Origin of the sequence: Helicobacter sp. 10-6591, assembly GCF_003288805.1 — a bacterium.
In the GTDB taxonomy this organism is placed as follows: Bacteria; Campylobacterota; Campylobacteria; order Campylobacterales; family Helicobacteraceae; genus Helicobacter_F.
In genome coordinates, this window is sequence record NZ_NHYK01000004.1 from 23,613 (window position 1) to 37,258 (window position 13,646).

The following is a 13,646-nucleotide window of genomic DNA, read 5'->3' on the forward strand; positions in this document are numbered from 1 at the left end:
CGCGTGATTAAGGAGTTTGCAGTGAGTTACAAACGATACAAAAGAGGTTATTTTATGCCTCCAGAACAATGCCTTGAATGGAGTAAAAAAGAATATATTGCAAAGCCACCGATTTGGTGCAGCGTTGATTTGCGCGATGGGAATCAGGCGCTTATTACCCCCATGAGTTTGGAAGAAAAGATCGAATTTTTCAAACTCTTGGTGCGAATTGGCTTCAAAGAGATTGAAGTAGGATTCCCAGCAGCAAGCCAAACTGAATACAAATTCCTGCGTATCTTGATTGAGCAGAATCTCATTCCTGAGGATGTGAGTGTGCAAGTGCTTACCCAAGCACGAGAGCATATTATCAAGAAAACTTATGAAGCGCTATCAGGGTGCAAGAATGCTATTGTGCATGTTTATAATTCCACTTCTTTTGCCCAAAGACAACAGGTATTTAAAAAATCTCGTCAGGAAGTCAAAGAGATAGCAATACAGGGCGCGAGATATTTGGTGGAATTCGCCAAAAACACAGAAGGGAATTTTAGGTTTGAGTATTCTCCAGAATCTTTTAGCGGTACAGAGATGGAGTATGCCTTAGAAGTTTCTAATGCAGTCATTGATGTATTCCAGCCAACACAAGACAGAAAGCTTATACTAAATCTTCCAGCGACTGTTGAGATGAGCCTGCCACATGTATATGCAAGTCAGGTCGAGTATATGTCCAAAAACATCCATGAGCGTGAGAATGTATTGATTTCATTGCATCCACATAATGATAGGGGCTGTGCTGTGGCTGATGCAGAGCTTGGTATCCTTGCAGGAGCAGATAGAATCGAAGGCACACTTTTTGGGAATGGCGAGCGTACAGGGAATGTTGATATTGTGGCGCTTGCGCTAAATATGCATACACACGGTGTAGATAGCGGACTTGATTTTAGTAATATCCCAAAGATTTGTGAAGTCTATGAGAGAGTTACAAAGATGAATGTCTATGAGCGTGCGCCTTATGCTGGTAAGCTTGTTTTTGCGGCATTTTCGGGCTCACATCAAGATGCTATCGCTAAGGGCATGGCATACCATAAAGAGCAAAATCTCAGTACCTGGAGCGTGCCATATCTGCCAATAGATCCTCAAGATGTAGGACGCGAGTATGAAAGCGATGTGATTAGGATCAATTCCCAAAGTGGCAAAGGCGGAATAGCTTACATATTGCATACATATTTTGGTATTGACCTGCCTGCAAGTTTCAAAGAGGCATTTTCTTATCATGTCAAAGATCTCTCTGACAAGGCACATAAAGAGCTTTGCGCAAGCGAAATTTGTGAGATTTTCCAAAGAGATTTTGTGAATCTGAAAACACCGCTTGAAATTTTGGACTACTCTTTTAATAAATCTCAAGATTCTATGAGTGTAGAGCTGGAAGTGCGCCTTGATTCTAAATATAAAAATCTCTGTGCGCGAGGCAATGGACGTCTTGATAGCATAGCAAATGCTTTGAGAGATAACCTTGGATTAGAATTTGAGATATTGGACTACAGCGAGCATTCTTTGAAAGAAGGTTCATCATCGCAGGCAATCTCTTATGTACAGATCAAAAATAGCCAAGGCAAATTTTTTGGCGCAGGACTTGATACAGATATTGTTACAGCATCAATACTAGGGCTACTTAGCGCGATAAATCAAAGTTTGCGTTCTAACAATGCCCAGTTTGAAAAAGCTTGTGACAATGCGCTAGAAATCTAGCGCTTCATAAGTAACTATATGACATACAAGGAAGGTGATATGAGTATGACAATGTCGCAAAAAATCTTAGCTCATCGTGCAGGGTTAGAAAGTGTGGAAGTGGGTGATTTGATTATGGCAAGTCTGGATATGGTTTTAGGTAATGATATTACCACGCCAGTAGCGATTAATGCTTTTAAAAATGCAAAATTTCAGAAAGTATTTGATAAAGATAAAATCTCTCTTGTTATGGACCATTTTGCTCCAAATAAAGATATTAAAGCCGCTACACAAACCCAACAATGCAGGCATTTCGCGCAAGAATTCAATATTTCTCATTACTATGATGTAGGAAATATGGGGGTAGAGCATGCACTTTTACCTGAACAGGGGATTGTTACTATTGGGGATTTAGTGATTGGTGCAGATTCTCATACTTGCACTTATGGTGCACTAGGAGCGTTTTCTACTGGGGTTGGATCGACTGATATGGCTGTAGGTATGGCGACAGGCAAGGCATGGTTTAAGGTACCTAGCGCGCTTAGGTTTAATCTGACAGGCAAGCTCAAGCCTTATGTGAGCGGTAAGGATGTGATTTTGCACATTATTGGGCTTATAGGTGTTGATGGTGCACTGTATAAGAGTATGGAATTTGGCGGTGAGGGGTTAAAAAACCTCAGTATTGATGACAGATTGTGTATTGCCAATATGGCAATTGAAGCAGGCGCAAAAAATGGGATTTTTGAGGTTGATGAAATCACAATGGCCTATGCTAAAGGCAGAACGAGCAGAGATTTTAGAATCTATGCGCCAGATAAGGATGCAAAATACGAAAAAGTCTTTGATATTGACTTGAGTATGATTGATCATACAGTGGCTTTTCCGCACTTACCAGAAAATGCACGTACTACTGAGCAATGGGGAGAGATAAAAATTGATCAGGTTGTGATTGGATCTTGCACTAATGGGCGTTTGAGCGATATGGAAGCAGCAGCAAAAATCATACAAGGGAAAAAAGTAGCAAAAAATACGCGCTGTATCGTAATTCCTGCTACACAAAATATCTACTTAGAATGTATTGCAAAAGGTTATTTGAAAACCTTTATCGAGGCGGGCTGCGTGGTTTCAACTCCTACTTGCGGTCCTTGTCTTGGCGGGCACATGGGGATTTTGGCAGCGAATGAAAAATGCGTTTCTACCACAAATCGCAACTTTGTAGGTCGTATGGGACATACAACTAGCGAAGTCTATCTTGCCTCGCCTGAAGTAGCTGCAGCAAGTGCAATCACAGGATTTCTAAGCACACCAGAATCTGTTCTGTAATCCGTGAACTTGGAACAATACAGATTCTGTGTTTCTCTGTGGTGTTGAGATTTTGTGTGATTGACTCTTTTGTTTGTACTTTTTATAAGTCTTTGTGTATTGGAGAAATTCCAAGAACTTTGAGTTTTCTAAAACGCCATCTCAAAGATTTATACCATACAGACAATGGCTGTTTTTGGTTTAAGTAAACTTTGTTTTTCTGCGATAGAATCCTCAGACAAAACTTTGTGTTTTGAATCTAATCTTTTAAGGAAAGGAAATCAGATGTTTAAATTACGCTCACTACCGTTTACAGAGATTGCAGGGCTTATTAGTAAAGAGACTTGTGAATTTCATTATGGAAAGCACCATCAAACTTACATCAACAATCTCAATAATCTTGTAAAAAATACAGAATTCGAAGGTAAGGGATTGTTTGATATTATCACAAAAGCACAAGGTGGATTATTTAATAATGCAGCACAAGTGTATAACCATGATTTTTATTGGGATTGTGTTAGTCCAACGCCAAGCACAAGAAGTGCTGAATTAGACGAAGCTATAACTACTGCTTTTGGAAGTTTTGAAAAATTTAAAGAAACTTTTTTGAATTCTGCAACAACACTTTTTGGTTCTGGTTGGTGCTGGCTTGTGTATAACCCAAGCGCGAAACAAATAGAAATCAAACAAACAAGCAATGCGCAAACTCCTGTTACAGAGGGCTTAATTCCCATTTTAGTTGTCGATGTGTGGGAGCATGCTTATTATATTGACCATAGAAATGCCCGCCCAGCGTATTTAGAAAAATTCTTTAGCCATATTAATTGGAAATTTGTCTCTGACGCATTAGAATGGGCAAAAAAAGAGGGATTAAATTCTGTTAATTTCTATATAAATTCACTCCATGTATAAGTACTTAATGCTTATACACTTATTCTTTCAAATTATTCTGCTGTCTGAGTAACTTTACTCTTGGTGATTGTCTTGTAGTTTTGAGATTATCTTTAAAAATGGTTTCATTTGTCTGATAATCTCCTTGAGATAGTAGCTTCAAAGACTTAAGAGCCTCTTGCAACTAATTTTTACCAAGTATTTAATGACATTTCTCATAATCCCATCTCTCAGTAAGTTTGCTGGTTGTATAGGGAAAGATTTATGAAAGAAGCGGATTTTTATATCGATGGCATGAGTTGCTCTGCTTGTAGTAGCGGTATCGAAAGAGCATTAGGACGTAAGGATTTCTGCCAAAAAATCGAAGTCAATCTTGTGACAAACAAAGCCCATCTTGTCTATGATGAGAGCAAGGCAAATTTGGAGCAGATTTTTACTTTTATCACAAAGCTAGGCTACACACCGAGCTTAGAAAGACTAGAGAAGTCTTTGTCCCCAAAACCTAGAGCAAATAATTTCTTACCCAAAGCCCTTGTATGTTTTTATGAATTAGATTCCAAACTCTCTGCTAAATCTCGACTTTTTTTAAGCATCGCTTTTAGTATTCCTGTACTCATGTTTTCTGTTGGTTTTATGTTTGGTTTTCATATATTTTCGCCCAAGATAGAATCTCTGATTTCTCTTATTGCTACATTGGTTGTAATGCATTTGGGGAGAATGTTTTATTTTAAGGGTTTTAAGGCGCTTTATAGACTTTATCCTACAATGGATTCTCTTATAGCTCTTGGCACAAGCGCAGCATTTATTTATAGTCTTAAGGGTGTTTGGGATACTTTTATGCTTGATACCCATGTGCATTTGTATTTTGAGAGTGTGTGTGTGATTTTGTGCTTTGTGATGATTGGCAAGGCGATAGAAACTACATTCAAAGAAAACGCCAAGAAAAGCGCAAATGCATTGCTAGAGCTCTACCAAAAAAAAGTACAAAAAAGAATTGATTCCAAATGGTGCGAAGTGGCTTTGGGCGAGGTGACAGTAAATGATGAGATAAAGATTTTGCCCGGTGATATTGTTCCGCTTGATGGAGTTGTCATCGATGGAATAAGTAGTATTGATACCTCAAGTATTAGTGGCGAGAATATTCCTGTGCTCAAGAGAGCAGGGGATTTTATAGAATCTGGAAGTATCAATCTTGAGAGTGTGCTTATCTTGCGTGTAGAAAAAACAGGCAAGCAAACCTTATTGAGCCAAATCATCACACTTATACAAAATGCTGATAACTCCAAAGCCCCTTTGGGCATGCTTGCTGATAAGGTTGCTGGAGTATTTGTGCCTGTGGTGATGGTTATTGCGTTATTAGCTGGGATCTTTTGGTGGATTGTGCGGGATTTTGGTATGGGGGTAGATATTTTTGTCTCTGTGCTTGTTATCTCTTGTCCTTGTGCGCTTGGGCTTGCTACTCCTATGGCATTTTTGCATGCTCGTGGTGTGGCAAACAAAATGGGAGTGTTTTTTAAAAATTCTGCTTCTCTGCAGGCTTTAAGCAATACCACACATATTGTCTTTGATAAGACAGGCACTCTCTCTGATGGGCTAAAAATCTCACATATTAAGGTCGCGCAATCGCTGCAAGAAAAGGAGTTTTTGGCCATTGTTTTGGCGCTAGAACAAAACAGCGGGCATGTCATTAGCAAAGCGATACAATCTTTTATCAAAGCAAATGCCCCAGAGCTTTTTGCCCAGCCTTTGAAAGTGAGTGATTTCCAGAGTCTTATAGGTTTTGGGATCAAGGGCCAGATCAATGATAAAAGCTACATTTTAGGGAATTTGCAGGCATTAGAGGGACTAAACTTTCTAGATTTTCAGTTCGAAGAATATAGCGAGATAGATCCAAAGCTTATCGTCTATCTTGCGGATGATAAGCAGATTCTAGGTGCTTTGTATTTGCAAGATCTCTTGCGCAAAGATTGTGAGATGATGATCGCAGGGTTTTGCAAGCATAATATCGCTACAGCTATGCTCAGTGGCGATATAGCGCAAAATGCTGAGGTTATAGCCAAAACTCTTGGTATCAATGAGGTGTTTGCGGGAGCAAAGCCTGCTGACAAACTCAATATCATCAATCAATACAAAGCAACTGGTGTTGTGGCAATGGTAGGTGATGGCGTGAATGATGCCGCTGCGCTTAAGGCAGCAGATGTGAGTATGGCATATGCAAGCGGCAATGATATAGCACAAAACTGCGCTGATATAATCCTATACAACCAAAATGCCAAGGCTATCTTGAATGCTTATCGCCTGGCTTGCTTGAGTATTAAGAATGTAAAGCAGAATCTTTATTGGGCTTTTGGATATAATGTTGCCTTTATTCCTGTTGCCTGCGGCATTTTGGGCGGATTTGGGATTTTTTTGAATCCTATGTTTTGCGCGTTTGCTATGAGCTTGAGTTCTATTAGCGTTGTCTTCAATGCCATGAGAATCCAAAGATTTAAAACCATATGAGGAGTCCTAGATGAAAGCAGTATTTAGCGTAGAAGGTATGCGATGCCAAAAATGTGTCGATAAAATCGAGAAATTTGTTGGCGAGATTGATGGCGTAGAATATATTGGAGTGGATTTAGAGCATAAAAAAGTCGAGGTAGAGTTTTCTACACCTGCAAGCCAAGCGACGATAAAAGAGGCGATTTTAGATTCTGGTTTTGAAGTTTTAGATTCGTCAAATTAATGAAGATTCTTATAAGTTTTTTTCGATCTTATATGCCCTATATGGTTGGGCATAAATGGTCGTTTTTTCTCGCTGTATGTGGGACATTGCTTACTGCTGCCTGCACTGCTGGAATCGCGTATCTGGTAGAGCCACTGCTTGGCACATTGAATGGCAAGACCCCCAAAAACCTTCCATTTATAAGCTTACAAGATATGGCAGATAATCACTTTCTGGCCATACTTATGCCTGCTCTGATTGTTTTGGTGTATTTGGGTAAGGCTGGGGGCAATTATGTGCGCGTGTATTTTATGAACTATATTGGGCAGGACATAGTCCGTCAGATGCGCGATAGGATGCTTTCTCATCTGCTCAATCTCGAATTGGAGTTTTTTAACAAAATGCGCGGTGGTGAGCTTATGAGTCGCATCACAAATGATATTGGCATTATCCGGAATGCTGTATCAAACTTCATTACAGAAATCATACGAGAAGTCACAACTATCATAGGACTTGTTGTGATTGTGTTTTATCAGAGTCCAAAGCTTGCATTTATTGGCTTAATCATCATACCTTTGGCGATTGTGCCTATAAATATGATCATCAATAAGATCAAAAAGTATGCAAGAAATTTGCAAGAAAAAAACGCGGATATAACTTCCAAATTGACAGAGATTTTCAACAATATCGAGATTATCAAAGCTAGCAATGGTGAAAAGCTTGAATCCAAGCATTTCCAAGAGCAAAACAAGCAGTTTCTCAAAATAAGCATGAAGGTTGTGCGCGTAGGTGAGCTTACTACGCCGCTTATGGAGGCTTTGGGCGCATTTGCGCTTGCTGGCATTATTTATATCGCTACGATTGATATACAAGCTGGTAAATTCAGCGCAGAGGAGTTTGCATCTTTTACTGCCGCGCTCGTGCTGATTTATACTCCATTAAAACGCCTTGTAAATCTTTGGGGCGGCATGCAAAATGCGCTTGTGGCAAATGACAGAATCTTTGAAGTGCTCAACAAAAAGCCACAGATTAAAGATGGCACCAAAGAATTGCACAAGCCAATAGAATCTATTGTATTCCGTAACGCAAGCTTTGGCTATGAGGATGGAATCTATGTCTTAAAAGATGTCAATCTTGTTTTTAAGCGCAACGAAGTAAGTGCGCTTGTGGGCAAGAGTGGGAGTGGAAAAAGCACTTTGGTCAATCTCATCTTGCGACTTTATGAATGTCAGAGCGGGGAGATTCTCATTAATGGCGAGGATATTAGGAGCTTCACACAAAAGAGCTTGCGAGAGAACATCGCTATCGTTACACAAAGGATCTTTATCTTCAACGATACGATCGCAAACAATATTGCCTACGGACAGGATATGGATGAAGCGCGTGTGATGGAGGCGCTCAAAGCAGCGCAAATGGAGGAGTATATCCACAAAATGCCACAGGGAATCCATACTGTCTTGGATGAGTTTGGCACAAATCTCAGTGGCGGACAAAGACAGAGGATAGCCATCGCCAGAGCATTGTATAAGAATCCAGATATTTTGATTTTAGATGAGGTAACAAGCGCGCTAGATTCTAAGACCGAAGATCTGATCAAAGAATCCATAAATCTCATCCGCAAAGATAAAATTGTCATTCTCATCGCGCACCGACCAAGTACTATTGAGCTCGCAAACAATATCATAGAAATCAGTGAAGGTGAGGTAACTAAAATACACAAAAACTGCTCTGCTTTACGATAAGTTTTAGTTTTTCTTAACCTTTCAAACTCTTTTAAAGCATTTTTGCTCTACAATCAATCCGCTTCTGATGAAAAAAAACATATCTATAGCTTAAGGAGGAGATATGCGTGAGGAAAAGGTGATTGAGAGTTATACAGGTGTTAGCACACAGCGTAAGAAAAGCAAGATCCCAGCTAAACTTGATTTTTGGCAAAGTATTACAGGGTTGTTTTTAGCATTGTTTATGATTGCGCATCTGCTTTTGGTTTCAAGTATTTTACTTGGCAAAGAGGCCATGTATGCTGTTACAAAGTTTTTCGAAGGCAGTTTTATTTTCAACGAGGGTAAGCCAATTATTGTTTCTTGTGTTGCGGTATTTGTGATTGTAACACTTGTTGTGCATGCTTTTTTGGCTTTAAGAAAATTCCCTATCAATTACAAACAATTTCTTAATCTACGCGTACATAAAGAATTGATGAAGCATGGAGATACGAGCTATTGGGTGATACAGGCAGCTACAGGCTTTGCTATGTTTTTTTTAGCAGCACCTCATCTTTTTGTGATGTTGACACAACCAGAGAATATTGGACCACATGCATCATCCTTTAGGTTTGTGCATCAAGATTTTTGGCTGCTTTATATTTTGCTGTTGTTTGCAGTGGAGTTTCATGGATCAATTGGGCTTTATAGGCTTTGTATCAAGTGGGGTTGGTTCGAGGGGCTAGGAATCAAAACTTTGCGTACTATCAAGCTTGGAATCACTATATTTTGTCTTGCACTTGGCATTTGCTCCTATATAGCGTATATGAAGATTGGATTTGGATTAGATTCAAAAGCCAACATTCAAGATTACAGAATCCTTGATGAAAAAACACATGGAAAAGGAGAGTAAATGAAAATATCTTATTGTGATGCTTTGGTGATCGGCGGAGGATTGGCAGGACTTAGGGCATCTATTGCTGCCAAACAAAGTGGCTTAAATACAGTTGTGCTATCGCTTGTGCCCGTAAAAAGGAGCCATTCGGCAGCGGCACAAGGTGGCATGCAAGCAAGTCTTGGAAATTCTAAGATGAGTGATGGGGATAACGAGGACTTGCATTTTGCTGACACTGTGAAAGGAAGCGATTGGGGATGCGATCAAGAAGTAGCCAGGATGTTTGTAACCACTGCACCAAAAGCGATACGAGAGCTTGCAAGCTGGGGTGTGCCTTGGACGAGAATTCAAAAGGGTGATAGGACTGCCATTATAAATGCCCAAAAAACCACGATTACAGAGGAGGAGTTTCGGCATGGCTACATCCACTCGCGTGACTTTGGCGGCACTAAGAAATGGCGCACTTGCTATACCGCTGATGCAACTGGTCATACTATGCTTTATGCAGTGGCTAATGAAGCATACAAAAATGGAGTGGATATACAAGACAGAAAAGAGGCTTTGAGCTTAATACACAAGGATGGCAGGTGCTATGGCGCGATTGTACGAGATTTGGTAAGTGGGGAACTTTGTGCATATGTGGCTAAGGGGACATTGATTGCTACTGGTGGGTATGGGAGAATCTATAAAAACACCACAAATGCTGTGATTTGCGAAGGTATAGGATTGGCCATTGCGATGGAGACAGGCATAGCAAAGCTTGGCAATATGGAGGCAGTGCAATTCCACCCAACACCACTTTTCCCTTCTGGAATCTTACTTACAGAAGGCTGTCGTGGGGATGGCGGGATATTACGCGATGTTGATGGGTATCGTTTCATGCCAGACTATGAACCTGAAAAAAAGGAGCTTGCAAGTCGCGATGTCGTCTCTCGTAGAATGATTCAGAGAATCCGCGAAGGAAAAGGTGTCAAATCCCCTTATGGTGAGCATTTGTGGCTTGACATTTCCATTCTAGGACGTGAGCATATTGAGCGTAATCTACGTGATGTGCAAGATATTTGCAAAGTGTTTGCGGGAATTGACCCTGCTGATGAGGGCAGAAAGGGTTGGGCGCCTGTAAAACCAATGCAACACTATTCTATGGGAGGTATCCGTACTAATCACCAAGGACACACTTCTTTACAAGGACTCTTTGCTGCAGGTGAAGCGGCATGTTGGGATCTTCATGGATTCAATCGGCTTGGTGGTAATTCTGTGAGCGAAGCGGTTGTAAGCGGTATGATTATTGGGGATTACTTCGCGCAGTTTTGCTTGCAAGCCCAAGTTGATATAGGAACTCATACCATAGAGTCTTTCCTCCAAAAACAACAAAGCTATCTTGAATCTCTCTTGAATAATTCTGGCAGTGAAGATGTGTATGTTATTAAGAATGCTATGAAAAGCATTATGGAAGATGGCGTGGGAATTTTCCGCACAGGAGAATCGCTACAAGCTGCAGTTACGCAATTAGAAGAGCTTTATAAGCGTTCGAGAAATATCCATGTCAAAAACAAAAAGCTCCATGATAATCCTGAACTAGAAGATGCCTATCGTGTGCCAAGAATGCTAAAAGTAGCGCTTTGCGTAGCATTAGGAGCATTGCAACGTACAGAATCTAGAGGTGCGCATACAAGAGAGGATTATCCTAAGCGCGATGATCTTAATTGGCTGAAGCGTACACTTAGCAGTTGGGAAAATCCAGAGCAAACTCTTCCTACCATAAGCTATGAGGAGTTGGATATTGCCAAGATGGAGATTGCTCCGGGATTCCGTGGATATGGGGCTAAGGGTAATATTATTGAGCATCCACAGAGTGCATTAAGGTTAGCAGAGATTGAAAAGATTACAAATGAGGTAACCCAACAAGGTGGCGATAGATATACCTTACAGGAGGCATTGATGCCTTTTAATCTACAAGAACGCTTCAAAGCAAAAAACCAACGATTAGGAGAATAGTATGAGTAATACACAAGAGAAAGGAAGAATCCTAACCATCAAGGCGTTGAAATTTGACCCACAGAGCGCTGTGTCTAAACCACATTTTCGAGAATATAAGATAGAGGAAACAGCCTCTATGACAATATTTATCGTGCTTAATCTTATAAGAGAGCACCAAGATCCTGATTTGAGCTTTGATTTTGTATGTCGTGCAGGGATTTGTGGGAGCTGCGGAATGATGATTAATGGACGTCCGCGCCTTGCATGCCGAACGCTTACCAAAGACTTACCAGAAGTTATCACACTTATGCCTTTGCCTGCTTTTAAACTTATCAAAGATTTGAGTGTGAATACAGGTGTGTGGTTTGAGGGCATGACAAAACGCGTGGAGGGTTGGATACATTCCCAAAAAGAAGTGGATATTTCTAAGCTTGAGGAAAGAGTAGAGCCTGAAGTAGCACAAGAAGTCTTTGAACTTGACAGATGTATTGAGTGTGGTTGCTGTATTGCAGGATGTGCCACAAAGGTTATGCGTGAAGATTTCTTAGGAGCAGCTGGGATGAATCGTGTAATGCGCTTTATGATAGATCCTCACGATGAACGCACTGATGAGGATTATTATGAGCTTGTGGGTAATGATGATGGTGTGTTTGGCTGCATGAGTCTTATTGCTTGCCATGATGTCTGTCCTAAAGAGCTTCCTTTGCAGAGTAAAATCGCTTACTTGCGTCGCAAAATGGTGAGTGTTGGGATGAAGTAGCCTGCAAATACTCATCCCACGAAATATCTACCTCTGTAATGCTTCTAAGTAAATCAAGAAATTCCTGCCAAGGCTTGAAGTTTGGAATAATCAGAAAGAAAGCTTAAAAAAAGTTATTTATCAAGAAGATTTAATGGAGCAGGGTAGTGGTTTTGGTGCTGGTTTAAAAGACCTCTATATTAAGAAAAATTACAGGAGCATATTAGTTTAATCTTTTAGCTCCTACAACATTAGGGATTTACCAAGCTTTTGCCATACGCTAAGTTTAGTGTTATATGCTAAGAGAAGTTTTAGTATGTCCTTGCGTCTAAACATAATGGCTGTATTAATCGGGCTTAAGATGGAATCGCCATGAGGATTCGCTCCTTTTTCTAAAAGCTTTTTAGCTACCTCCACATAGCCTTTAAAGCATACACCCGCTAAAGGTGTATGCCCTTTGTCATTGACTTTATCTACTTCTGCGCCATATTCTAAAAGCAAATCCACCACACTTAAGGCGTTGTGATAGCTTGCTAGCATAAGAAGTGTATCGCCCTTATGATTAGCTAGGTTTGGATTTAATCCATTCTCAAGCATAATTTTGAGTGAATGGGAATCATCACTCCTAGCAAAGTCAAATGCCATTTTTACAAACTCTTCTAGCTTTTTGTATTCTTGTTCTGTAAGTTTCATAGGACTTCCTTCTTCTTGCTTGTAAATACTTATTTAGGCAAACATCGCATATTTAAAATGCTCCATATCATAGCTAGAGAGCCTTGTGCCATCCACTTCACCATAGATTGCATCAAGGGTGGCTAAATGTTTTGAATCCACCACAATATCGCGTGAAAAATTGAGTAGCACCCATTTATTATCCCAACTTTTAAAAGCAGAATCTACTAAGCTAGGGTTATGAGATTCTCTAGCTTGTATGGCTTTTAAAACATCATTTGCCACCCATTTGTCTGCTATTTTTACCACACTGCGGACATACTGGTGTTTGCTGTATTCATCTCTATGGACTTTTAACAGATTTGATTGTGAGTGCAAGCTTATACCAAAAGCTTCTCTAGCCTCTAAACCTGAAAGTCTGCATAGCTCTACAAATACTGATGATGCACTGATATTCTCTCCGCGCAAAAGTAGCTCATTATCTTTTGAAGTAATCGTGCGGATACCTGAAATATATTGCCCTTGATAAGAATCTAGATTTTTACTTACCCATTCAAAGGCTTCCAAAGCTTTTTGCTCTTGGGTCAAACTCGCTTTTTTCAACGAATGCGCCTTATTCTGGAGTGCATCTCCTAGAAGCAGATTCTTACCTGATTGGTGTGAATCTTTAAGATCTAAGCCCGCGGTAGAGTGCTTTAGCTCCACACTCACAATAACATCAAGATTTTTAGATGCAATGCTTTCCTCCCACCTTGCCTTAAGGACTTTTAGCCAATCAGAAGTGATAATCTCATAATCTTTGTGATTGCCCTCTATTTTTATAGAGGCAATATTTTGTCCTGCTAAACTTAGTGGCAAAGGCATATAGAGCGCAAGGCTTGAGCTTGTAGCAAAATCTACATTGTATGAAAAGTAGAGTTGTGCTTTATGAGTGCTGCCAGATTCAAAAAGCTCATAGCCAAAGGCTGGGGTGCTAGCAAGCACACCCGCGGCAGTGCAACTTTTTTGTAAGAAATTCCTTCTTTGCAGATTGATTGCTCCCATTTGCTTCTCCTTATC

At 40.2% G+C, this 13,646-nt stretch carries 11 protein-coding genes; 9 read left to right on the plus strand and 2 right to left on the minus strand.

The genetic code is table 11. From position 1 onward, the window contains the following. Window positions 1-21: 21 nt before the first annotated feature. The 9 genes from CCY97_RS02020 (at window position 22) to CCY97_RS02060 (ending at window position 11,936) form a co-directional block, all read left to right on the plus strand. A complete protein-coding gene (locus CCY97_RS02020; protein WP_112063826.1) occupies window positions 22-1,725 on the plus strand; it encodes a 2-isopropylmalate synthase in 1,704 nt (567 codons plus the stop codon). Between the two features lie 39 nt (window positions 1,726-1,764). Next, complete coding sequence (gene leuC, locus CCY97_RS02025) at window positions 1,765-3,027, plus strand: 3-isopropylmalate dehydratase large subunit (RefSeq protein ID WP_112063827.1); 1,263 nt, start codon at window positions 1,765-1,767, stop codon at window positions 3,025-3,027. 264 nt (window positions 3,028-3,291) lie between these two features. Next, on the plus strand, window positions 3,292-3,918 hold the full coding sequence (locus CCY97_RS02030; RefSeq protein ID WP_112063828.1) for a superoxide dismutase: 627 nt from the start codon (window positions 3,292-3,294) through the stop codon (window positions 3,916-3,918). A gap of 243 nt (window positions 3,919-4,161) precedes the next feature. After that, complete coding sequence (locus CCY97_RS02035) at window positions 4,162-6,399, plus strand: heavy metal translocating P-type ATPase (RefSeq protein ID WP_112063829.1); 2,238 nt, start codon at window positions 4,162-4,164, stop codon at window positions 6,397-6,399. Window positions 6,400-6,409: 10 nt separating this feature from the next. Then, the gene (copP, locus tag CCY97_RS02040) at window positions 6,410-6,622 is read left to right on the plus strand and encodes a copper-binding metallochaperone CopP (RefSeq protein WP_112063830.1); all 213 of its coding nucleotides are present in this window, start codon (window positions 6,410-6,412) and stop codon (window positions 6,620-6,622) included. Beyond that, window positions 6,622-8,343 (plus strand): ABC transporter ATP-binding protein, encoded by a 1,722-nt coding sequence (locus tag CCY97_RS02045; protein ID WP_112063831.1) that lies wholly within the window; start codon window positions 6,622-6,624, stop codon window positions 8,341-8,343. Before copP ends, CCY97_RS02045 begins: the two co-directional genes overlap by 1 nt. 103 nt (window positions 8,344-8,446) lie before the next feature. After that, complete coding sequence (locus CCY97_RS02050) at window positions 8,447-9,214, plus strand: fumarate reductase cytochrome b subunit (protein WP_112063832.1); 768 nt, start codon at window positions 8,447-8,449, stop codon at window positions 9,212-9,214. Beyond that, the gene (locus CCY97_RS02055) at window positions 9,215-11,194 is read left to right on the plus strand and encodes a fumarate reductase flavoprotein subunit (RefSeq protein WP_112063833.1); all 1,980 of its coding nucleotides are present in this window, start codon (window positions 9,215-9,217) and stop codon (window positions 11,192-11,194) included. A 1-nt stretch (window position 11,195) separates the two neighbouring features. Next, the gene (locus CCY97_RS02060) at window positions 11,196-11,936 is read left to right on the plus strand and encodes a fumarate reductase iron-sulfur subunit (RefSeq protein WP_112063834.1); all 741 of its coding nucleotides are present in this window, start codon (window positions 11,196-11,198) and stop codon (window positions 11,934-11,936) included. 222 nt (window positions 11,937-12,158) lie between these two features. Here the strand turns inward: CCY97_RS02060 and CCY97_RS02065 are convergent, their stop codons facing one another. Both CCY97_RS02065 and CCY97_RS02070 read right to left on the minus strand, forming a co-directional pair. Further along, window positions 12,159-12,608, minus strand: a complete 450-nt coding sequence (locus CCY97_RS02065) for an ankyrin repeat domain-containing protein (RefSeq protein WP_112063835.1) — start codon at window positions 12,606-12,608, stop codon at window positions 12,159-12,161. 33 nt (window positions 12,609-12,641) lie between these two features. After that, window positions 12,642-13,631 carry a transglutaminase domain-containing protein gene (locus tag CCY97_RS02070; RefSeq protein ID WP_112063836.1) on the minus strand — a complete coding sequence of 330 codons (990 nt, stop codon included), beginning with the start codon at window positions 13,629-13,631 and terminating at the stop codon, window positions 12,642-12,644. Window positions 13,632-13,646: the final 15 nt, after the last annotated feature.